General features: G+C 70.6%; 16 protein-coding genes. 12 read left to right on the top strand and 4 right to left on the bottom strand.

Translation table 11 applies throughout. The features are described 5' to 3' along the window. The first annotated feature begins 22 nt into the window (after positions 1–22). The 8 genes from ACLBWX_RS15500 (at position 23) to ACLBWX_RS15465 (ending at position 11,097) form a co-directional block, all read left to right on the top strand. Positions 23–3,184 (top strand): efflux RND transporter permease subunit, encoded by a 3,162-nt coding sequence (locus ACLBWX_RS15500; protein WP_447677920.1) that lies wholly within the window; start codon positions 23–25, stop codon positions 3,182–3,184. 101 nt (positions 3,185–3,285) lie between these two features. Continuing rightward, complete coding sequence (locus ACLBWX_RS15495; RefSeq protein ID WP_447677919.1) at positions 3,286–4,869, top strand: efflux transporter outer membrane subunit; 1,584 nt, start codon at positions 3,286–3,288, stop codon at positions 4,867–4,869. A gap of 251 nt (positions 4,870–5,120) precedes the next feature. Further along, on the top strand, positions 5,121–7,874 hold the full coding sequence (gyrA, locus tag ACLBWX_RS15490) for a DNA gyrase subunit A (protein WP_447677918.1): 2,754 nt from the start codon (positions 5,121–5,123) through the stop codon (positions 7,872–7,874). 118 nt (positions 7,875–7,992) lie between these two features. After that, positions 7,993–8,493 (top strand): pantetheine-phosphate adenylyltransferase, encoded by a 501-nt coding sequence (gene coaD, locus ACLBWX_RS15485; protein ID WP_447677917.1) that lies wholly within the window; start codon positions 7,993–7,995, stop codon positions 8,491–8,493. Between the two features lie 51 nt (positions 8,494–8,544). Further along, positions 8,545–9,090 (top strand): peptidylprolyl isomerase, encoded by a 546-nt coding sequence (locus ACLBWX_RS15480; protein ID WP_447677959.1) that lies wholly within the window; start codon positions 8,545–8,547, stop codon positions 9,088–9,090. Positions 9,091–9,121: 31 nt separating this feature from the next. Beyond that, on the top strand, positions 9,122–9,598 hold the full coding sequence (locus ACLBWX_RS15475) for a hypothetical protein (protein ID WP_447677958.1): 477 nt from the start codon (positions 9,122–9,124) through the stop codon (positions 9,596–9,598). Positions 9,599–9,602: 4 nt separating this feature from the next. Next, the gene (locus ACLBWX_RS15470; protein ID WP_056474122.1) at positions 9,603–10,061 is read left to right on the top strand and encodes a peptidylprolyl isomerase; all 459 of its coding nucleotides are present in this window, start codon (positions 9,603–9,605) and stop codon (positions 10,059–10,061) included. A gap of 133 nt (positions 10,062–10,194) precedes the next feature. After that, a complete protein-coding gene (locus ACLBWX_RS15465) occupies positions 10,195–11,097 on the top strand; it encodes an EamA family transporter (RefSeq protein ID WP_447677916.1) in 903 nt (300 codons plus the stop codon). Positions 11,098–11,116: 19 nt separating this feature from the next. Here the strand turns inward: ACLBWX_RS15465 and mobA are convergent, their stop codons facing one another. Together mobA and ACLBWX_RS15455 are read right to left on the bottom strand one after the other, a co-directional pair. Further along, on the bottom strand, positions 11,117–11,737 hold the full coding sequence (mobA, locus tag ACLBWX_RS15460) for a molybdenum cofactor guanylyltransferase MobA (RefSeq protein WP_447677915.1): 621 nt from the start codon (positions 11,735–11,737) through the stop codon (positions 11,117–11,119). Positions 11,738–11,743: 6 nt separating this feature from the next. After that, entirely contained in the window at positions 11,744–12,892 is a 1,149-nt protein-coding gene (locus tag ACLBWX_RS15455) for an Mrp/NBP35 family ATP-binding protein (RefSeq protein ID WP_447677914.1), read from the bottom strand. A 359-nt stretch (positions 12,893–13,251) separates the two neighbouring features. Between ACLBWX_RS15455 and ACLBWX_RS15450 the strand changes: the two genes are divergently transcribed. Both ACLBWX_RS15450 and ACLBWX_RS15445 read left to right on the top strand, forming a co-directional pair. Continuing rightward, positions 13,252–14,643, top strand: coding sequence for a GGDEF domain-containing protein (locus ACLBWX_RS15450; protein WP_447677913.1), 1,392 nt, complete (start codon positions 13,252–13,254; stop codon positions 14,641–14,643). A gap of 65 nt (positions 14,644–14,708) precedes the next feature. After that, positions 14,709–15,212, top strand: coding sequence for a pyridoxamine 5'-phosphate oxidase family protein (locus ACLBWX_RS15445; RefSeq protein ID WP_447677912.1), 504 nt, complete (start codon positions 14,709–14,711; stop codon positions 15,210–15,212). A 230-nt stretch (positions 15,213–15,442) separates the two neighbouring features. On the opposite strand, the gene ACLBWX_RS15440 is transcribed toward ACLBWX_RS15445, so the two are convergent. Next, positions 15,443–17,605, bottom strand: a complete 2,163-nt coding sequence (locus ACLBWX_RS15440; RefSeq protein ID WP_447677911.1) for a molybdopterin-containing oxidoreductase family protein — start codon at positions 17,603–17,605, stop codon at positions 15,443–15,445. A 303-nt stretch (positions 17,606–17,908) separates the two neighbouring features. On the opposite strand from ACLBWX_RS15440, the gene pncB reads away from it, so the two are divergent. Then, complete coding sequence (pncB, locus tag ACLBWX_RS15435; RefSeq protein ID WP_447677910.1) at positions 17,909–19,201, top strand: nicotinate phosphoribosyltransferase; 1,293 nt, start codon at positions 17,909–17,911, stop codon at positions 19,199–19,201. 7 nt (positions 19,202–19,208) lie between these two features. Here pncB and ACLBWX_RS15430 read toward each other — a convergent pair whose 3' ends face one another. Next, positions 19,209–20,270: a methyl-accepting chemotaxis protein gene (locus ACLBWX_RS15430; RefSeq protein ID WP_447677909.1), complete on the bottom strand. Its 1,062-nt coding sequence runs from the start codon at positions 20,268–20,270 to the stop codon at positions 19,209–19,211. Between the two features lie 577 nt (positions 20,271–20,847). Here ACLBWX_RS15430 and ACLBWX_RS15425 point away from each other — a divergent pair. Next, the gene (locus tag ACLBWX_RS15425) at positions 20,848–22,800 is read left to right on the top strand and encodes an AI-2E family transporter (RefSeq protein WP_447677908.1); all 1,953 of its coding nucleotides are present in this window, start codon (positions 20,848–20,850) and stop codon (positions 22,798–22,800) included. Positions 22,801–22,878: the final 78 nt, after the last annotated feature.

Here is a 22,878-nt window from a genome sequence, read left to right as displayed (position 1 = left end):
CCGCGGCCGGAAAAATCTCACGATGAACAGCCTGATCGTCTTCGCCCTGCGCCAGCGCGTGCTGGTCTGCCTGCTGTTCCTGGTGATGCTGGCGCTCGGCTATGCCAGCTACACGCAGCTCAACATCGAGGCCTATCCCGATCCGGTGCCGCCGCTCGTCGACGTCATCACGCAGAATCCCGGGCAATCGGCCGACGAGATCGAGCGCTACATCACGATTCCCCTGGAGGTGCAGCTCGCCGGCATCCCCAACGCCACGGTCGTGCGCACCATCTCGCTCTTCGGCCTCTCGGACGTGAAGGTGCAGTTCAGCTACGCCTTCACCTACCAGGAGGCCCTGCAGCGGGTGCTCAACCGGCTCTCGCAGCTGCCGCCCCTGCCCAATGGCGCCCAGCCGCAGATCTCGCCCACCAGCCCCGTCGGCGAGATCATGCGCTACAAGGTGACGGGGCCGCCGGGCTACTCCTCCACCGACCTCAAGACCCTGCAGGACTGGGTGCTGCAGCGGCGCTTCAAGGCGATTCCGGGCGTCGTCGACGTGACGGCCTTCGGCGGGCGGACCAAGGAATACGAGATCGCCGTCGACCTCAACCGGCTCCAGGCCCAGGGCCTCACCCTGGTCCAGCTCGTCACCGCGCTGAACAATTCGAGCATCAACGTCGGCGGCCAGACCCTGAACGTGGGCGAGCAGTCGGCGGTGGTGCGCGGCATCGGCCTCATCCGCGACATGGACGACATCCGCGACACGATGCTGACCCAAGTCAACGGCGTGCCGGTGCTCGTGCGCGACGTCGCCGACGTGCGGGTCTCGCACGCGCCGCGCCTCGGCATCGTCGGCCATGACGGCGACAACGACATCGTCGAGGGCATCGTGCTGATGAGCCGGGACGGGGAGAGCCTGCCGACCCTGCGCCTCGTCAACGCCGAGATCGACAAGATCAACGCCAGCGGCATCCTGCCCCCGGACGTGCGGGTGGAGCGCATCTACGACCGCAGCGGGCTCATCCAGACCACCACCCACACGGTGATGCACAACCTCGTCTTCGGCGTGACGCTGGTCTTCGTGGTGCAGTGGCTGTTCCTCGGCTCCCTGCGCAGCGCGATCATCGTGGCGGCGACGATCCCCTTCGCGCTGGGCTTCGCCATCCTGATCCTGGTCCTGCGCGGGGATTCGGCCAACCTCCTCTCCCTCGGCGCCATCGATTTCGGCCTCATCGTCGACGCCACCGTGATCATGGTCGAGAACGTGTTCCGGCACCTCGCCGAGCCGGAGCACGGCGAGGGCCAGACGCCGCCGGGGGGCCTGACCGGGCGCCTCGGCACGATCGCCATCGCGGGCGCCGAGGTGAACCGGGCGATCTTCTTCTCGGCCACGATCATCATCGTGGGCTTCCTGCCGCTCTTCACGCTGACGGGCGTCGAGGGCCACATCTTCGGCCCGATGGCCAAGACCTACGCCTACGCGCTGCTCGGCGGCCTCATCGCCACCTTCACGGTCTCGCCCGCGCTCTCGGCCCTGATCCTGCCCAAGCGCGTGGAGGAGCGCGACACCCTGGTGGTGCGCGCCTTACGCTTCGGCCACGTGCTCATCCTGCGCTTCGGCCTGCGCAACAAGGTGCTGTCGCTCCTCGTGGTCGCCGCGGTGCTGGGCGTCTCGGGCATCGCCGCCCGCACGCTGGGCCTCGAGTTCCTGCCCAAGCTCGAGGAGGGCAATCTCTACATCCGCGGCACCATGCCGGCCTCGATCTCGCTGGAGGCCGGCAACGCCTACGTGGAGCGCCTGCGCAAGATCATCGCCGCGGTGCCGGAGGTGGTCACCGTGCTCTCGCACCAGGGCCGCCCGGACGACGGCACCGACGCCACCGGCTTCTTCAACGTCGAGATCCTGGCGTCCCTGAAGCCCTTCGACACCTGGCGCCGGGGCCTCGACAAGGACGGGCTCGTCCGCGACCTCTCGGCCAAGCTCGACGAGGCGTTCCCCGGGATCGAGTTCAACTTCTCCCAGTACATCGAGGACAACGTCCAGGAGGCCGCCTCCGGGGTGAAGGGCGAGAATTCGGTCAAGATCTACGGCAACGACCTCAACGACCTCACCCGCACCGCGGAGGAGATCAAGGCGGCCCTGTCGCGGGTGCCCGGCATCGCCGACCTCTCGGTCTTCGCCTCCCTCGGGCAGCCCACGGTGCGGATCGACATCGACCGGCGCAAGGCGGCCCGCTACGGCCTGTCGCCGGGCGACGTGAACACCACCGTCCAGGCGGCGATCGGCGGCCAGACCGCGGGCGACCTCTACGAGTACGGCTCGGACCGGCACTTCCCCATGCGGGTGCGCCTGGCGCCGCAGTACCGCCGCAGCCTGGAGACCATCCGCAACATCACCATCGGGGCGGCCAACCCTACGGGCGGCGTGGTCCAGGTGCCCCTCTCCGAGATCGCCACCGTGGAGCTCGTCTCCGGCGCGGCCTTCATCTACCGCGAGAACCAGGAGCGCTACATCCCGGTGAAGTTCTCGGTGCGCGGGCGCGACCTCGGCGGCGCGGTGCTGGAGGCGCAGGCGCGCATCGCCCAGGACGTGACCCTGCCGGCCGGGTTCCACCTCGAATGGGTCGGGCAGTTCACCAACCTGCAGGACGCGGTGCAGCGCCTGACCATCGTGGTGCCGGTGACGATCGCGCTCATCGCGCTGCTGCTCTACGTCAACTTCAACTCCGTCACCGACATGGTGCTGACGCTGAGCGTGATCCCGATGGCGATGATCGGCGGCGTCTTCGCCCTGTTCCTCACGATGACGCCGTTCTCGATCTCGGCGGCGATCGGGTTCATCGCGCTCTTCGGCATCTCGACCATGGAGGGCGTGATCCTGCTCTCCTATTACAACCAGCTCGTCGACGAGGGCTGGGCGCGCACCGAGGCGGTGTGGCACGCCGCCAATGTCCGCATGCGCCCGGTGATGATGACCTGCGTCGCCGCCTGCGTCGGCCTGCTGCCGGCGGCGATCTCCACCGGCATCGGCTCGCAGGTGCAGAAGCCCCTCGCCCTTGTGGTCGTCGGCGGCATCCTGCTCGCGCCCAACCTCATCCTCGTGGTGGTCCCGATCCTGATCGCGCTGTTCTCGCGCCGCGTGCCGGCCGCTCTCCCCTCGGGAGCGGCCGCCCGGGCCGCGGCCCGGGCCAAGCACGCATGACCCGGCGATCACAGCCCCGCGCGCCGTCCGCCGGCCGCGTTGACTTCGCGGCCGGCCCGGCGCCTCTACGGCCGCGGACGGCGACAGGATTCTCCGACACCATGGCGGCATCCACACAGATCCGGGCCCGGTCCCGGAGCGAAGCCCGGGCCGGCCGGGTGTCCGGCGCCTCTCCGCTCCGCGCGCTCCTCGCCGCCGCGGCCCTGTGCACCGTCGGCGGCTGCGTCGTCGGGCCGGACTACGTGCCGCCGGCCGACCCGCCGGCCACCCGCTACACCCGCGAGCCCCTGCGCAACCCCACCGCCGCCGACAACATCCGCACCGCCCATGGCGGCTCGGCCGACCAGAACTTCGTCGCGGGCGCCGACGTGCCGGGCCAGTGGTGGACGCTGTTCCGCTCCCCCGCCCTCGACCGCCTCGTGGCGGAGGCGCTCGCCAACAACCCGAACCTCGACGCCGCGCAGGCCTCGCTCCGGATCGCGCAGGAGAACGTCGAGGCGCAGCGCGGCACCCTGTTCCCGGTGGTCGGCGCCAATGGCCTCGGCTCGCGCCAGAAGGCGCCCGGTGGCGCCCTGCAGGGGCCGCTCAACGACAACCGGCAGCTCTTCTACAGCCTCTACACCCCGCAGGTGACGGTCTCGTTCACGCCCGACGTGTTCGGCGGCAACCGGCGCCAGATCGAGTCCCTGGAGGCGCAGGCCGAGAACCAGCGCTTCCAGCTCGAGGCGACCTACCTGACGCTGACCACGAACGTCGTCCTGGCGGCGATCCAGGAGGCGTCGCTGCGCGCCCAGATCGACGCCACCCGCAAGGTCATCCAGGCCCAGACCGAGGTCCTGAACCTCTACAACAAGCAGCTCGCCCTCGGACAGATCGCCGGGGCCGACGTGGTGGTGCAGCAGGCCGCCCTCTCGGTCTCGATGCAGTTGCTGCCGCCCATGGAGAAGCAGCTTGCCCAGCAGCGCAACCTCCTGACCGCCCTGGTCGGGCGCCTGCCCAGCGAGGAGATCGCGCCGACCTTCACCCTGGCCTCCCTGCGCCTGCCCACCAACCTGCCGGTGAGCCTGCCCTCGCGCCTGGTGCAGCAGCGTCCGGACGTGAAGGCGGCCGAGGCCAACGTGCAGCAGGCCAGCGCGGCGGTGGGGGTCGCGGTGGCGAACCGCCTGCCGCAGTTCAACATCACCGCCAATGGCGGTGCCAGCGCGGTGCGGATCGCGCAGCTCGCGACGTCGGCGGCCTCGTTCTACGGAATCGTGGGCACCATGGCGCAGCCGATCTTCGATGCCGGGACCCTGTTCCGGCGCCAGCGCGCCGCGGAGGAGACGCTGAACGAGGCCCAGGCCCAGTACCGGGCCGTGGTGATCGGCGCCTTCCAGAACGTCGCCGACACGCTGCGCGCGCTCCAGTCCGACGCCAGGGCGGTGGCGGCGGCCTCCGCCGCCGAGCGGGCCACCGGCGAGAGCCTCGGCCTCGTCCGCAAGCAATACGCGGCGGGCGCCCTCAACAGCACCCAGGTGCTGATCGCCCAGCAATCCTACCTCTCGGCCCTCGTGACCTCGGCGGGCGCGCGCGCCAACCAGTATGCCGACACCGCCGCCCTGTTCCAGGCGCTCGGCGGCGGCTGGTGGAACCGCGCCGACGTGAAGCCGGCGCCGCCGAGCACCGACCCGGCGAAGTTCCTCTAGGGGCAGGGTCCGGGGGCAGGGCCGGCGAACCGCCGGGCCGGGCCGATCGGAGCGGCGCGGGCAAACCGTTCGTTACCAGGGGGTTAAGCCGCGATTTGTTGGCTTGGGCCGACGAGATGCGCTATAGGTTTGGCCAGGACACCGCACGGTTCGGCTCAAGCGCCGGAGGCACGTGCGACAACGCCGCGAACGGGCGGGACCGACCCTTGCCGCCGACGCTCCGGACCCCGGACAGGTAGAGACCGAAGACCTTGGCAGAGAACGATATTCCGGGCGCCGGCACGCCGCCGCCCGCCTCCGACATCAAGCCCGTGTCCATCACCGACGAGATGAAGCGCTCCTACCTCGATTACGCCATGAGCGTGATCGTGAGCCGGGCGCTGCCGGACGCGCGCGACGGCCTCAAGCCCGTGCACCGGCGCATCCTCTACGCCGCCTACGAGAGCGGGCACCTGCCCGAGCGCAAATACGTCAAGTCGGCCCGCATCGTCGGCGACGTGATCGGTCTCTACCACCCGCACGGCGACCAATCGATCTACGACGCCTTGGTCCGCATGGCGCAGGACTTCTCGATGCGCCTGATGCTCATCGACGGGCAGGGCAATTTCGGCTCCGTCGACGGCGATCCGGCGGCGGCCATGCGCTACACCGAATCGCGCCTGGCCAAGCCGGCCAACGCGCTGCTCGCCGACATCGACAAGAACACCGTCGACTTCCAGCCGAACTACGACGAGTCGCGCGAGGAGCCGACCGTCCTGCCGGCGCGCTTCCCCAACCTCCTCGTCAACGGCGCCGGCGGCATCGCGGTCGGCATGGCCACCAACATCCCGCCGCACAACCTCGGCGAGCTGATCGACGCCTGCGTCGCGCTCATCGACGATCCCGGCCTCTCGATCGAGCAGCTCACCGAGATCGTGCCCGGCCCCGACTTCCCCACCGGCGGCTCGATCCTCGGCCGCGCCGGCACCCGCCAGGCCTACGCCACGGGCCGCGGGTCGATCATCATGCGGGCCAAGTCCCACGTCGAGGAGCTGCGCAAGGAGCGCGAGGCGCTGATCTTCACCGAGATCCCGTATCAGGTGAACAAGGCGACGCTCATGGAGAAGATCGCCGAGCTGGTGAAGGAGAAGCGCGTCGAGGGCATCTCGGACCTGCGCGACGAATCCGACCGCGACGGCATGCGCATCGTCGTCGAGATCAAGCGCGACGCCATGGCGGACGTGGTGCTGAACCAGCTCTACCGCTTCACGCCCCTGCAATCCTCCTTCGGCTGCAACATGGTGGCGCTGAACGGCGGCCGCCCCGAGCTGATGAACCTGAAGGATCTGCTCCAGGCCTTCATCGACTTCCGCGAGGAGGTGGTCTCGCGGAGGACCAAGTTCCTCCTCAACAAGGCCCGCGAGCGCGCCCACGTGCTGTGCGGGCTGGCCATCGCGGTCGCCAACATCGACGAGGTGATCCGCCTGATCCGGACCTCGCCCGATCCCAACACCGCCCGCGACGCGCTGATGGCGCGCAGCTGGCCCGCCCACGACATCGCGCCGCTCATCGCCCTGGTGGACGATCCGCGCCACCGGGTGGCCGAGGACGGCACCTACCGCCTCTCCGAGGTGCAGGCCCGCGCCATCCTGGACCTGCGCCTGCAGCGCCTCACCGCGCTCGGCCGCGACGAGATCGGCGACGAGCTGAAGAAGCTCGCCGACGAGATCGCCGACTACCTCGACATCCTGCGCTCGCGCCTGCGCATCATGGGCATCGTCAAGGACGAGTTCGCGGAGGTCCGCGAGGCCTACGCCACCCCACGCCGCACCGTGATCCTGGACTGGGACTCGAACGTCGAGGACGAGGACCTGATCCAGCGCGAGGACATGGTCGTCACCGTGTCGCATGCGGGCTACGTCAAGCGCGTGCCGCTCTCGACCTACCGCGCGCAGCGCCGGGGCGGCAAGGGACGCTCGGGCATGTCGACCCGCGACGAGGACTTCGTCACCCGCCTGTTCGTCGCCAACACCCATACGCCGGTGCTGTTCTTCTCGAACCAGGGCCAGGTCTACAAGGAGAAGGTCTGGCGCCTGCCGATGGCGGCGCCGAACGCCCGCGGCAAGGCGCTGGTCAACATCCTGTCGATGGATGCCGGCACCGAGCGCATCACCACCATCATGCCGCTGCCCGAGGACGAGGCCTCCTGGGAGACCCTCGACGTCATGTTCGCCACCGCGAGCGGCAGCGTGCGCCGGAACAAGCTCTCCGACTTCGTGCAGGTGAACCGTGCCGGCAAGATCGCCATGAAGCTCGATGCGGGCGACCACATCGTCCACGTGGAGATCTGCCGCGCCGACCAGAACGTGCTGCTCACCACCCAGGCCGGCCAGTGCATCCGCTTCCCCGTGGAGGACGTCCGCGTCTTCAAGGGCCGCGATTCCACCGGCGTGCGCGGCATCAGCCTGGGCAAGGACGACCGCGTCATCTCGATGACGATCCTCAACGCCTTCGATGCCTCGCCCGAGGAGCGGGCGGGCTACCTGAAGATGCGCCGCGCCGTGATCGGCGACGGGGTCGAGGGCGAGGAGACGGCGAGCCCCGAGGCGGAGGAGGGGGTCGCCGAGGCGAGCGCCATCTCCCTGGAGCGCTACAACGAGATGGGCGCCGCCGAGCAGTTCGTCCTCACCCTGTCCGAGCGCGGCTTCGGCAAGCGGACCTCGTCCTACGAGTACCGGACCTCGGGCCGCGGCGGCAAAGGCATCACGGCGATGCGGGTCAACGCCCGCAACGGCAACCTCGTGGGCTCCTTCCCGGTGCAGCCCTCCGACCAGATCATGCTAGTCACCGATGGCGGCCAGCTCATCCGCGTGCCGGTGGACGACATCCGCATCGTCGGCCGCGCCTCGCAGGGTGTGACGGTGTTCAACACGGAGAAGACCGAGAAGGTCGTGTCCGTCGAGCACATCGAGGGCGAGGACGAGACCGACGGCGGTTCGATCGAGGGCGGCGAAGAGACCGCTTGAGCCCCATGGCGGCGCGGATGGCCCGGGAGCCGTCCACGCCGCCGCGCGGAGGTCACGCCGTTTTCCTGCTCCGACCGGAGGTTCCGTTTCGGGACGAAATGCTCTACCCCGGGCCGCGATGATCCGCACCGCCCTCTATGCCGGCTCGTTCGACCCGGTCACGAACGGACACCTCGACGTCATTCGTCAGGCGTGCCGCCTCGTGCCGAACCTCGTCATCGCCATCGGCGTGCATCCCGGCAAGGCGCCGATGTTCTCGCCCGAGGAACGCGCCGAACTCCTGACCGCCACCTGCGGCCCCCTGGCCGAGGCCGAGGGCACCGCGCTGACCATCGTGACCTTCGACGACCTCGCGGTCACGGCGGCGCGGCGGGTCGGCGCCACCGTCTTCATCCGCGGCCTGCGCGACGGCACCGATCTCGACTACGAGATGCAGCTCGCCGGCATGAACGGCGCCATGGCGCCGGAGGTGCAGACCGTGTTCCTGCCCGCCTCCACGGGCGTCCGGCCGATCACCGCCACCCTCGTCCGCCAGATCGCGGCCATGGGCGGCGACGTCTCGCCCTTCGTGCCGCCGCTGGTGGCGGCGCGCCTCGCCCAGCGCTTCGCCGCGGCCTGAGCCGTTCCTCGTCACGACCAACGAAAGCATGCCGACCCCATGGCCTTTGGACTGAATCGCCGCCTCGCCCTCCTCAGCCTCGCCGGCCTGCTCGCCACGACCCCCGCGGCCTGGGCGGTGGACGAGAACACGGTCTACCTCGAGACCAAGGACGGTCGCGTCACCATCGAACTCCGTCCCGAGATCGCCCCGAAGCACGTCGCTCAGATCAAGACCCTGATCAAGCAGGGCTTCTACAACGGCCTCAAGTTCCACCGGGTGATGGACGGCTTCATGGCCCAGACCGGCGACCCGAAGGGCAACGGCACCGGCGGCTCCAGCCTGCCGAACATCCCGGCCGAGTTCTCGCAGGCGCCGTTCAAGCGCGGCACCGTCGGCATGGCCCGCTCCTCCGACCCGAACTCCGCCAACTCGCAGTTCTTCATCTGCCTCGGCGACGCGCCGTTCCTCAACGGCCAGTACACCGTGGTCGGCCTCGTCTCCTCGGGCATGGAGGCCGTCGACGCGATCAAGAAGGCGGCGCCCGGCGCCGCGGGCGGGGCGGTGCAGAACCCCGACAAGATCGTGAAGATGCAGATGGCGCAGGGAGCCAAGTAGTTTGCGGGGCGCCGGCCGCCACCTCGGGGCGCTGGCGGCATTCGTCGCCGCCGGGCTCCCCGTGCGGGCGGCGCCCTCCACCGGCCCGCTGACCCTGCCCGAGACCCTGCGGGGCACCGTCCAGGTCCCGCAGGCCGCGCCGCAGGCGGGCATGGCCGACGGACGGAGGTCTGCCGACGGGCAGAACCCGGCCGACACCCTGCGGGAGCTCTATCCCGTCCTCGCCGCGTGCTGGGAGGTCCCCGAGGGTCTGGCTCGCTTCGAGCGCACCGAGATCACCGCCCGCTTCGCCCTGCGCCGGGACGGGACCGTCATCGGCACGCCGCGGGTGACCTTCTCGACACAGGATTCGGACACCCGCGCCTACCGCATCCTCACGGATGCGACCCTGGCGGCGATCCGGCGCTGCACGCCCGCCCGGATCACCCCCGCCCTCGGCGCGGCCATCGCGGGGCGCCCCATCGCGCTTCGCTTCATCTACCAAGGACCCAAGGGAAAAGGAGTCTAGACCCATGGCAGAGACCGAGACCATCATCCTCGAGACCAGCAAGGGCCGCGTCGTGATCGGGCTGCGCCCCGACCTCGCCCCGAACCATGTCGAGCGCCTGAAGACGCTCGCCGCGCAGGGCTTCTACGACGGCGTGCCGTTCCACCGCGTGATCGACGGCTTCATGGCCCAGACCGGCGACCCGACCGGCACCGGTTCGGGCGGCTCCGACCTGCCCGACCTCAATGCCGAGTTCAACGCCGAGCCGCACGTGCGCGGCACCTGCTCGATGGCCCGCACCAACTTCCCGCACTCGGCCAATTCGCAGTTCTTCATCTGCTTCGGCGATGCCCGCTTCCTCGACAAGCAGTACACCGTCTGGGGCAAGGTCGTGGAGGGCATGGACGTGGTCGACACCCTGAACAAGGGCGAGCCGCCGCGCTCCCCCGACAAGATCGTCAAGGCGACCGTCGGCGCCGCCTGACCCGGTCCGGACCCGATCCGAGCCCGAAAATCCGAGTTCGAGGGAAGTGTCCGCGCGAAGGTGCGGACACTTCTTTCGTTTTCGGGTCCGGCGGGGCTTGGCACGGCCCGCGCGGCCTGGAAAACCGCGGGCGATGACCGGCTCCCTCCCCCTTCGCGACGTCCTTCTCGCCCTGGCGGTGGTGGCGGTCTGGGGCACGAACTTCGTCGTGATCCGGATCGGACTCGACCACCTGCCGCCGCTGCTGTTCGCGGCGCTGCGCTTCGTGCTCGCCGCCCTGCCGGGCGTCTGTCTGCTGGCCCGCCCCGCCGTCGCGTGGCGCAACCTCGCCGCCTACGGCCTGCTGATCGGGGCCGGACAATTCGGCCTGCTGTTCATCGCCCTGCGCGGCGACATCTCCCCGGGCCTCGCCTCCCTGGTGATCCAGATCCAGGTCTTCTTCACCATCGGCCTCTCGATCCGGATCACCGGCGAACGGGTGCCCGGCCACCAGTGGGCGGCCCTCGGCCTCGCGGCGGCGGGCCTCGTCGTCATCGTCCTCCACACCGATGCCACGACGACGCCGCTGGGCCTCGGGCTCGTGGTCTGCGCCGCGGCGAGCTGGGCCGGCGGCAACATGGCGGCCAAGCGCAGCGGGGTGCGGTCGATGCTGCCCTACGTGGTCTGGGCGAGCCTGTTCTCGGCCCCGCCGCTCCTCGCCGCGTCGTTCGTCCTCGAGGGCTGGGACGCCATCCGCGACGGCCTCCTGCGGGCCGACCGGGCGACCTGGGCCGCGGTGGTCTGGCAGTCGGTGGGCAACACGATGTTCGGCTACGCGGTCTGGGGCTGGCTGCTGTCGCGCCATCCCGCCGCCCTGATCACCCCGATGGCGCTGCTGGTGCCGGTCTTCGGCATGGGCGCCTCGGCCCTCTGGCTCGGCGAGCCACTGCCGGCCTGGAAGCTCGGCGCCGCCGGCCTCGTCCTCGGCGGCCTCGTCCTCGGGCTGCTCTATCCGCGCTGGCGGGCGCGTGCGGCGGCCGGGCATGGCCCGGTTTGAGCGGCCCGACCCCGCCGTGTCAGATGTCTCCGCTCGCGGCGAGGCGGGCCTCGGCGGCCGCCAGGTCGTCCGGCGCGTTGATGTTGGCGAAGGGGTCGTCGGGCTCCGCCGGCCAGGACACCGCCACCGCGCCGTGGCGCCTGAGGAAGGCGCCGACCCGGCGCTCGCCGCGGGCGACCAGAGCCTCGCGCAGGTCCGCCCGCAGGGCTACGGGCCAGAGCGCCACCGTGAAGTGCTCGCGCCCGCCCGACGCCGCCATCGCGATGGCGTCGTCCCGCCCGGCCGCTTCGACGAGGCGGGCGACGAGGTCGGTCGGCAGGAAGGGCGCATCGCCGGAGACGCTGGCGACGTGGCGCGTGGCCGGGTGGTGGGCCGCCGCGTGTTCCAGCCCGGCGAGGATCCCGGCGAGCGGCCCCGGATTGTCGGCCACGCCGTCGGGCACGATCGCGCCCGGGAAATCGCGGAAGCGGCCCGGATCGCCGTTGGCGTTGAGGATCACGCCGGCCGGGCATTGCGGGGCGAAGCGGGCGAGCACCCGGTCGAGCAGGGTGCGGCCGCCGAGGATCCGCAGGGGCTTGTCGCCCCCGCCCATGCGGCGCGCGAGCCCGCCGGCGAGGATCACGCCCAGCACCGGCGGCATCGGCCGCTACTCGATGACGATGCGGGGCGCCGCCCGCGGAGCCGGGCCGCCGGTCAGGTTGCCCCAGAGCTTCGCCGCGATGCCGCGATAGACCTGCGCGTGCGGACCGTCGGGGTCCACCGCCACCACCGGGCGGCCGGCATCCGAGGTCTCGCGGATCGTCATGTTCAGCGGCACCTCGCCGAGGAACGGCACCGCGAGCCGCTCGGCCTCGGCCCGCGCGCCGCCATGCCCGAAGATGTGGGAGGCCGTTCCGCAATGCGGGCAGATGAAGGTCGCCATGTTCTCGATGACGCCCAGGATCGGCACCGCGACCTTTCGGAACATCGTGACGCCGCGGCGCGCATCGATCAGGGCGAGGTCCTGCGGCGTCGAGACGATCACCGCCCCGGAGAGGGGGGTCGCCTGGGCCATGGTGAGCTGCGCGTCGCCGGTGCCGGGGGGCATGTCGACCACGAGGATGTCGAGCTCGCCCCAGGCGACCTCGCGCAGCATCTGGGTGATGGCCGACTGCACCATCGGCCCGCGCCAGATCATCGCCGTCTCGGGTTCGATCAGGAAGCCGATCGACATCACCTTGATGCCGAAGCCCTCCATCGGCGCGAGCAGCCGCTCCTCGATGACGCGCGGCTTGCCCGACAGGCCGAACAGCTTCGGCACCGAGGGGCCGTAGATGTCGGCATCGAGCAGGCCGACCTTCAAGCCCTGGGCCGAGAGGGCGAGGGCGAGGTTGCAGGCGGTGGTCGACTTGCCGACGCCGCCCTTGCCGGAGGCGACGGCCACGATGTGGCGCACGCCCGGAAGGGCCGGGCCGGTCCGCGGCGGCGGCGGCGCGGCGGGACGGCCGGGGGCGGGCGGCTGCGGGGCCGCGGCTTGCGGGGCGGTCTGGGCCGGCTGGTTCGGTCCGCGCTCGGAGGTCAGGCTCGCGAAGACCCCGGAGACGCCGGGCGTGGCCAGGATCGCGCCCTCGGCCTGACGCCGGATCGGTTCGAAGCGCTCGGCCTCGTCGGGGTCGATCAGGATCGAGAACATCACGCGGTTGGTCGGGTCGACCACCACCTGCGACAGGCGTCCGGAGGCGGGCAGGGTGGTGCCCGCGGCATCGACGGTCACGCTCGAGAGCGCCTTCAGGACGTCGTCACGGGTGATCGCCAAGGTTCGGGCTCCTGGCCGCGCCAGGCCGGGGGCCGGGGCGCAGCGACACTTCGGGGATCGCGGATGCCGTGGCCTCGGCCGGGCCGCGCGCGACGAGCCCATGCGACAGCACAGGCCGTGACGGAGCGCAAGCGCTCCTCCCGCATGCCGGGGGCGAGACCCCTCGTCGCGGCAGGCCTCCCTGGCGATCCGGACGGGGCCGACGACGCGCCCCGATTTCGATCAATTCGTTCAGGTTCCGGTAGGCATGAGTCGAGGGGAGGGGCGCCGCTTTGCGTCCGGCGGGCCATTCGCGACGTTCGGTGCAACACGAAGAGGACGCTGACCGGCGGCCTCGACCGCTGCAGGATTCCTCCATCGTGCCCCCCTGGTTCCGCGTGCCGCCCTCGTTCCGCTCCCGGTCTCCGGCCCCCGCCGGGACGTCGAAGCTCCGCCCGCGCGGTGAGGTCGCCGATCGCGACCTGACCATGAGCCCGTATCTCCTGCGCTTTTCCCGGCCGGTCTCGGCCCGCTACGAGATCGACACCGGCCGGGAGCGGGCGCTCCACCTGCGCCGCACGATCCTGATCGGGCTCGTGTTCCACAACGCCTACAATCTGACCACCGCCCTGCTGATGCCGGACATGCTGCCCCTGGCGCTGGCCCTGCGGCTGTTCCTGGTGACGCCGCTCGGCCTGCTGCTGGCCTGGTCGGTCACCCGGATGCCGGGGCCGCGGCGCGAGCGCATGGTCACGGCCACGATGCTGCTGGTCATTGCGGTGCCGATCCTGCTGTTCGGCCTGGAGCGGGAGGCGATGAGCGCCATCTGCTACATCGAGTACCCGCTGATGATGGTGTTCGCCACCATGATGCTGGTGCTGCGCTTCCCCCACGCGCTGATCCTCACCGGCCTAAGCGTGGCGGCCTCCTTCGCCAGCATCGCCCTGCGGGTCGACCTGCCCCCCGCGCTCGCCCTCTGCCTCGCGTTCCAGACCGTGGCCGGCGCCTTCTTCGTGCTCTACGGCAATCACCAGATCGAGGGCGTGCGGCGGCGGTCCTACCTCGTCTCCCTGCGGGAGATCCTGCGCTCGGCCGACCTCGAGCGGGACCGGCGCGTGCTCGCCGCGCTGTCGGAGACGGACGCCCTCACCGGACTCGCCAACCGCCGCGCCCTCGACGGCGCCCTGTCCGCCACGGGCGGCGACGCGCGCGGCATCGCCCTGCTGATGATCGACGTCGATCACTTCAAGCGCTTCAACGACGCCTACGGGCACCCGGCCGGCGATGCCTGCCTGCGCCGGATCGCCGAGGCCCTGGCGGGGGAGACGCGCGGCGGGCGCGACTGCGTCGCCCGCTACGGCGGGGAGGAATTCTCCGTGCTGATGCGCGGCTGCGACGATCGGGCCGTCGCCCGGGTGGTCCGGCGCCTGCGCGCGGGCATCGGCGCCCTGGAGATCCCGCACGCGGCGCGGGGCGACGGCGAGCCCTTCGTCACCGTGAGCATCGGCGTCGCCGTGACGCCGGCCGGACGCACGACCTCCCCGGCCGAGCTCCTGGCCGAGGCGGATGCCGCCCTCTACGAGGCCAAGGGCCAGGGCCGGAACCGCCACGTCGTCCGCGTGGTCGACGGGGCGGCCGTCCTCCTCGACGAGCGCCGCCTCGGCCGGCTCGGCGCAATGCGCCGCAAGCCGGCCCGCCCGGCCGCCCAGGGCGGGTCCGCGCTGCCCCCGGCGGCGCGCCTGTCCGAAACCAATGCGGCCCTGGCTCGTTGAGCACACGATCCGGCTGCCGATCAGCGCGCCGGAAAACCATTCGTCGAGTTGGAGACTGCGATCCCATGCACCAGGGCAACCACCGCGACCACGAGGGCGCCAAGAAGCTGTTCGCCCTCATCAAGGACGTCAAGGTCGCGATGATGACCACCGCCGACCAGGACGGGAAGCTCTACAGCCGCCCGATGTGGTGCCAGGAGGCGGACGGGAACGGCGACCTGTGGTTCTTCACCAAGCTGCACTCCCCGAAGACCGCCGAGATCAGCAAGGACAACCAGATCAACCTCGCCTACTCGGATCCGTCGAGCCAGACCTACGTGTCGATCGCCGGCAAGGCCGAGATCGTCACCGACCAGGCGACCATCAACGACAAGTGGAGCGAGAGCCTGAAGACCTGGTTCCCCAACGGCAAGGAGGATCCCGAGGTCGCCCTCCTGCGCGTCCACCCCGAGAAGGGCGAGTACTGGGACAGCCCGAACGCCACGATGCTGCACATCTACGGCTACGTGAAGGCCGCGCTGACGGGCGAGTCGCCCAAGACCGAGACCAGGAAGGTCGACCTCGCCTGACGTCCAGGCTCGGGTCTGGTCGGGGGCGGCGTGCCGAGGGGCGCGCCGCCCTCTGTGTTTGTGAGGTCCCGCATGCGGACGGGCCAGGCGCCGGAACCGCCTGATCTGGCGTCCGCCGTGGCTCGGCCGCGTTTCGGGGGCGGGTCGGTGGGTCTCGGGCAGAAAACAGGCGTCCCGTGGGACGCCTGCGCTGTTCCATCGAGGCGTCGTGCCGCTCCCCGGCGACGGTCCTAGTTCGCCCGGGCGACCTCGACGAGGTTGTCCGAGAAGGACGGCGCGTGGCCCATGTCGGTGAAGGCGTGCGACGAGATGCTGTTGACCGTGCCCTCGTTGAGCTGGCGCCAGTAACCCAGCGTCGCGACCACGATCCCGGGCTTCACGTCGTCGGTGATGCGCGCCACGCCCTTGAAGGCGCCCCGGTCGTTGGCGACCCGCACCCGGTCGCCGTCCCGGATGCCGCGGGCGTCGGCGTCGGCTTGACTGATCATCACGAACTGCTCGCCCTGGCCCTTCTGCTTGTCCTCCATGTTCGCGTAGCAGGAGTTCAGGAAGTAGTGGCTCTTCGGCGAGACGATGTTGAGCGGGAAGCGCTTGGCCAGTTCCGGATCGTTGGCGTGGGATTCCCGCGGACCCAGGTAGTCGGGCAGCGGGTCGAGGGCCTCGCCGGGCTGGAAGCCCTCGTACATCTGCCGGAACGGCGGCGCGACGAAGTTCGTGGCGCCCTCGACCATGAACATGCACTTGCCGGTCGGCGTCGGGAAGTTGCCCTCGCGGTGGGGCGCCCGGTCGTCCGGCGTGCCGACCTTGAGGCGGGCGAAGCCGTGCGCGCGCATGTAGGCGAGGTCGATGCCCTCGCAGGCCGGCGAGCTCCAGTCGACGTAGTGCTCCAGGCACTCCGAGTCGGTCCACTTGAAGTTCTCTTCCTCGAAGCCGAGCCGGGCCGCGAGCTGCCGGAAGATCTCGTTGTTGGGGATCGCCTCGCCGGGCGCGTCCGCGCACTTGGTGTTGTAGGTCAGGTAGAGGTGGCCCCAGGACAGGATCATGTCCTCCATCTCCGCGCCCATCGTGGCCGGGAGCAGGATGTCGGCGTAGGAGGCCGTGTCCGAGATGAAATGCTCGGCCGAGACCATGAACAGGTCCTCGCGCATCAGGCCTTCCACGATCTTGTCGGTCTCGGGCGCCTGGGTGACCGGGTTCGAGTTCCAGCACATCATCGACATGATCGGCGGGTCGAGCTTCAACGCGCCGGTGAGCGCCCGGCCGATCTGAAGGTTCGAGACGACGCGGGTGCCCTCGGGGATCAGGTCGGGCCGGCACATCACGTCGAACTTGTAGGGATGCTCCCAGACGCCGAACTGCGTGACGCCGCCGCCGACATGGCGCCAGGCGCCGGTGAGCGCCGGAATGGACGAGACCGCCCGGATGGTCTGGCCGCCGCCGTAGTGCCGCTCGAGCGCCACGCCCATGCGGATGCCCACCGGCTGCTCGGTCGCCATCTCGCGGGCGAGCTTGCGGATGTCCTCGGCGGAGACGCCGGTGATCTCGGCGGCCCATTCGGGCGTGCGGGTGCTGGCCCGCTCCTTCAGCTCCGGGAAGCCGACCGTGTAGTTGTCGACGTAGTCCTGGTCGACCAGGCCCTGTTCGATGATCGCGTTGATCAGCGCCATGGCGAGCGCGCCGTCCGTGCCGGGCTTCGGGGCGATGTGCCAGTCGGCGGCCTTGGCGGTGCGCGAGGCGTAGGTGTCGATCACGACGACCTTGGCGCCTTGTCTCTGGGCGTCCTTCACGATGGCCCAGTGATGCAGGTTCGTGCTGACCGAGTTGCAGGCCCAGATCACGATGTACTTCGAGTGGATGTAGCTGTCCGGGTCGAGCCCGGCGGTCGGGCCGACGGTGAGCAGCCACGCCGTGCACGAGCCCTCGCCGCAGAAGGTGCGCTCGGTCACGGTGGCGCCCATCCGGTTGAAGAAGGCGTCGCCGCCGTTCAGCCCGTGCACGAGGCCCTGGTTGCCGAGGTAGCTGTAGGGCGCGATGGCTTGCGCGCCGTACTGATCGATGATCGCCTTCCAGCGCGTCACGATGGTGTCGAGGGCCTCGTCCCAGGTGATGCGTTCGAACTGCTTCGAACCCTTCGGGCCGACCCGCTTCATCGGGTAGAGCAGCCGGTCCGGGTGGTAGTGGCGCTTTTCGTAATCCTTCAGCTTCACGCAGAGACCGCCCCGGGTCATCGGATGGTCCGGGTTGCCGCGCACGCCCAGCAGTTCGCCGTCACGCACCTCGAACAGCATCGAGCAAGTGTCCGGGCAGTCATGCGGACAACCGCCGAAGAAGGTCTCGGTCAGGCTCTCGGCCTGAGAGACGAGCAGGGAGTCGGGCTTGACGATCTCGTTCATGGTTCCTCCGAGGGTCGAGCGTCTCGTCTTATTGTTCCTGACGAGCCGGCCCGGTGCCCGGACAGGATGCACTTAAGTGCGAACGATTCCAAATTCCGTTTCGGTGAAGACGGGATCCCGCGGGAAGTGATGGGGATGCCGCCGCGGCCCCATCCGCCGTCGCCCGGCGCGTCCGGGTCATCGCCCCGCCAACCGCCGCATCCCAACCCCGCGTCGCGGCCGATTGACTCGACCCGCGCTGCCGTGCGCCTCTGCGGCCGCGCGGGCGCCGGGGGCGTCCTCTGAAGGGCCGTGATCCGAACCATGCTCGATCTCGCCACGCGGGTGTACAACCACAGCTTCAAGATCGACCCGATCGTCCGGTCGCTGCTCGACACGGACTTCTACAAGCTCCTGATGGCGCAGACGATCTTCCGCCGCCATCGCGACGCCCGCGTCACCTTCGGCATCCAGAACCGCTCGCGGCAGGTGCGGCTGGCCGAGTTCGTCGATGCCGGGGAGCTGCGCGAGCAGCTCGACCATGCCCGCTCGGTGCGCTTGAGCCGGGGCGAATCCACCTGGCTGCGCGGCAACACCTTCTACGGCCAGCGCCAGATGTTCTCGGCCGACTTCATGGACTGGCTCGAGGCGTTTCGCCTGCCAGACTACGAGTTGGAGGCCCGGGACGGCCAGTACGTCCTCACCTTTCACGGCCCCTGGCTCGAGACCACCATGTGGGAGGTGCCGGCGCTGGCCATCCTCAACGAGCTGCGCACGCGGGGCGTGGTGCGCCACCTCGGGAAGCTCGACCTGCAGGTGCTCTACGCCCGGGCCATGACCCGGGTCTGGGAGAAGATCGAGCGATTGCAGCGCCTGCCCGGCCTCTCCATCGCGGATTTCGGGACCCGGCGCCGCCACGGCTTCCTGTGGCAGGACTGGTGCGTCGAGGCGATGCACGAGGCGCTCGGCGACCGCTTCCTCGGCACCTCGAACTGCCTGATCGCCCTGCGCCGCGAGGTCGAGGCCGTGGGCACCAATGCCCACGAGCTGCCGATGGTCTACGCGGCACTGGCCGACGACGATGCGGGCCTCGCCCGCGCGCCCTACGACGTGCTGGCCGACTGGCAGCAGGATTACGCGGGCAACCTGCTGGTGATGCTGCCCGACACCTACGGCACCACGGGCTTCCTGCGCCACGCCCCCGACTGGATGAACGCCTGGACCGGCATCCGCATCGACTCGAAGGAGCCGATCGCCGGCGGCGAGGAGGCCATCGCCTGGTGGCGCGCGCGCGGCTCGGACCCGCGCGAAAAGCTCGCGATCTTCTCCGACGGGCTCGACATCGACACCATCGAGGCGATCCACGCCCATTTCCACGGCCGGATGCGGATCGGCTACGGCTGGGGCACGCTGCTCACCAACGATTTCCGCGGCCTGGTGCCGGACGGCCGCCTCGACCCGATCTCCATCGTCTGCAAGGTGATCGCCGCCGACGGCCGGCCCACCGTGAAGATCTCCGACAACCCGTCGAAGGCGATCGGCCCGGCCGAGGAGATCGCGCGCTACACCCGCGTCTTCGGCGACGCGGGCCAGGCGGCGATGCCGGTGGTGGTCTGAACGGGGTTCAGCCCGGGGACTGGACGATGACCCCGTACCAGCCCAGCCCCGCATAGGTCTCGTAGCCGGGGGTTCGGTGGAAGGCGACGATCCGGCCGGTCCGGGGGTCGAGGTCGGCGCCGCTCATGCGGCCGTCGGCGGGCAGCGGCAGGGTCTCCTCCAGCACGCCGCGGCCGTCCGAGGCCGCGATCACCCGGTGGCGCGCATCGACGAGGAGGACCCGGGTGCGGGCCCGGTCCTCGCCCGCCACCCGCACGCCGTCGACGATGGCGCGGGCCTGGGCCTGCCAGTCGAAGTGGATCGCCAGGACGCCGATCGGCCGGGACCGGCTGTCGCCGTCCGCGCGGATGCTGGCGCAGTAGGTCGCCACCTTTGCCCCGCCGAGGCCGGGCTGGCCCGTCACGTCGGCGGCGACGTAGGCATCCCCGTCGGGGAGGGCGGCCGCGCGGCGGAACCAGTCCTGGTCGGCGACATTGCGCCCGACGAGGCCGGGATAGCGGTCGGGTCGGCCATGGGCGAGGACGTTGCCCTGCAGGTCGCAGAGCCAGAGGTCGAGATAGACCGTGTAGGCATCGAGGATGATGCCCAGGCGCCGGGTGGCGTGGGCGGCCGCCGCGGGGGTCGGGGCCGCGGCGCAGGCCACCATGGCCGCGTCGGTGGCCCACCAGCGCACGTCGCAGGTGCGCTCGTAGAGGTTGCGGTCGATGAGTTCGACCGCGTTGAGGGCGAGGTCGATCAGCCGGTCGGTCTGCGAGCCCTCGGCGAAGCTCCGGACCCGGACCTGGAGACCGGCGATGCGGTTCGACAGCTCGACCTCGAGCGCCCGGGCGACGCCCTCGACCTCGGCGCCGATCGCCCGCACCTCCTGCGCCACCACGGAGAAGCCGCGGCCCATCTCGCCGGCGCGGGACGCCTCGATCAAGGCGTTCAGGGCGAGCATCTTGACCTGCCCGGTGATCGCCTGGATGCGCCGGCTCTTGTCGGACGAGATACGCTGAAGCTCTGCGATCTCGGCGGCGATCCCGCGCAAGTTCGTGGCGTCGGGCGCAGCGCCAACATCCATCGCCATGTGGTGCAAAACCGCCCCCAATCTTCGCCGGACCACGATCGTCGTCGCGCGTCGGCAATTCCTACGAAAACAAGCTTATCATTCGATTAAAGCCCGTTGCTTCGTCAGTTTCCGTGTCTCCGTCGGCGGCCCTATCCTTCGTTGCTTCGCTCTAGACCGGAATGGTCGCCAGGAATCGAGAAACGCGTCTTCGGCGACCGCGCAGATGCAGCACCCGTGTTCGCGCCGGTCGGCGCCCGGATGGCGGCACGGGGTTCGAACTCGCGAAGACCTGCCTCTGTATCGCGGCCCGCGACGGCCCCTCCGCTCTCGGGCCATACGGGCGAGATCATCGCGTCCACTGAGGCATGATCTTCCGAAAGCCCGGCCCATCCCGCTTCCGGGACGCCGTTGCCTGCGCGAAGCTGCCGCCGAGCCATGCAGAGAATGCACGCGCGAACCGGCGCGATCACGGTTTCGCGACGCGGCGAACCGCCGGGAGGGATCGATTGTCCCGGGCGCTTCGTTCTCATCGCGGCGATGCCGGCCGGAGAGCCGGCCCGCCGCGTCGCGTTGCGTCAGGAACACGGAATTCGGAATGGCCCTGCGATCACCCCCGAAGCCGTCCCTCGTCCCGCCGCGACCGACGCGCATCCCGGCGGCCGGCACGCCGACCCAGGCCCTGACCTCGCCGATCATCGTCGCCGCCCTGATCATGGTCGGGCTCTATGTCGGGCGCGACGTGCTGATCCCGATCGCCATCGCGATCCTGCTCTCCTTCGTCCTCGGCCCCCTGGTGAACCTGCTGCGGCGCTGGCATTTCGGCCGCTTCCTCTCGGTGGCGGCCTCGGTCCTCCTGGCGCTGGGCACCGCCGCGGCGCTGGCGACGCTGATCGGCGTCCAGCTCGCCGACATCGCCAAGGACGTGCCGCGCTACCGCAGCACCATCGAGCGCAAGATCGAGGGCCTCAACGACACGCCGGCCGGGCGTCTCGCCGGCTACGTCGCCAGCATCGGCCGGACGATGCACGAGAGCCACGAGGAGCCCAAACCGGAGCCCAAACCCGAATCCCGGGCCAATCCCGCGCCGCCCGAGAAGGCGATCCTGGTCGAGGTGAAGGAACGCGTGCCGGGGCCGGTGACGCTGGCGGGCACGCTGCTCTCGCCGATCCTGCACCCGCTCGCCACCATCGGCATCGTCTTCGTCGTGCTGCTCTTCCTGCTGATGCAGCGCGAGGACCTGCGCGACCGCATGATCCGGCTCGCCGGCTCCAGCGACCTCCACCGCACCACGGTGGCGATGGACGACGCCGCCAAGCGCCTCAGCCGCTACTTCCTGGTCCAGCTCGGCCTCAACGCCTCGTTCGGCCTGGTGGTCGGCATCGGGCTGTACGTCCTGGGCGTGCCGAACCCGGTCCTGTGGGGCATCTTCTCGGCGCTGATGCGCTTCGTGCCCTATGTCGGCGCCTTCGTGTCGGCCCTGTTCCCCCTGGCGCTGGCGGCCGCGATCGATCCCGGCTGGTCGATGGTGATCGGGACGCTGATCCTGTTCCTCATCCTGGAGCCCCTGGTCGGGCACTTCATCGAGCCGATGCTCTATGGCCAGTCCACCGGCATGTCCCCCTTCGCGGTCCTGGTCTCGGCCCTGTTCTGGACCTGGCTCTGGGGACCCGTCGGCCTGCTGCTTTCGACGCCGCTGACGGTCTGCCTCGTGGTGCTCGGGCGCCACGTCGACAAGCTCGAATTCCTCGACGTGCTGTTCGGCGACCGGCCGGCCCTGACGCCGGTGGAGAACTTCTACCAGCGCATCCTGGCCGACGACCCGGAGGAGGCGCAGGAGCATGCCGACCTCATCCTGAAGTCCTGCTCGCTCACGGCCTATTACGACGAGGTGGTGGTGAAGGGCCTCGAGCTCGCCGCCCGGGACGCCGCCCGGGGCGTGCTCACCACCGAGCAGAAGAACGACATCCGGGCCAGCGTCGGCGGCCTCATCGAGGAGATGGCCGACCGCGACGACCTGCGCAGCGACACCGAGGCCAAGGCCGATCCGGGCGCCCCGCGGCCCGAGCCCGTGCCGGAGGCCTGGCGGCCCGCCGGCACCGTCCTGTGCGTGGCCGGGCGCAGCTTCGTCGACGAATCCGCCTGCGCGATCCTGGCCCAGCTCCTGGCCAAGCGCGGGATCGGCGCCCGGGTGGTCCCGTTCGGCGACGTGGCCCGGGCGCGGATCGGGGCGTTCGATCCCGGCCCGGCCCGGCTCGTCTGCATCGTGTCGATGGCGATCAGCGGGGAGCCCACGCACCTGCGCCGGCTGACCGAGCGCCTGCGCCGCACGCTGCCGGGCGCCTGCTTCGTCCTCGGCCTGTGGCAGGCGGACGATGCCGGCCTCGACACGGCGACCCGGCGCCGGGCGGTGGATGCCGACATCCACGTCTCGTCCCTGCGGGCCGCCGTGGAGGCCGTGGTGGCCGCCGCGCACGGGACCCGCGGCCCGGCCGCCGAGGCGCCGGAGCCGGAGACCGAGTTCGCCCGGGTGCAGCCGATGCCGGTCTGACGGCCGGGGGTGCGGTTTTGGGCTTGACCGCCGGCCCCTCCGTCCGCTTCGCTCACCGGCATTCCGGGACCCTGACGG

The organism is Methylobacterium sp. M6A4_1b, from assembly GCF_053345175.1.
The sequence above is the reverse complement of the archived record's forward strand: the minus strand, read 5'-3'. Positions and strand labels throughout refer to the sequence as shown.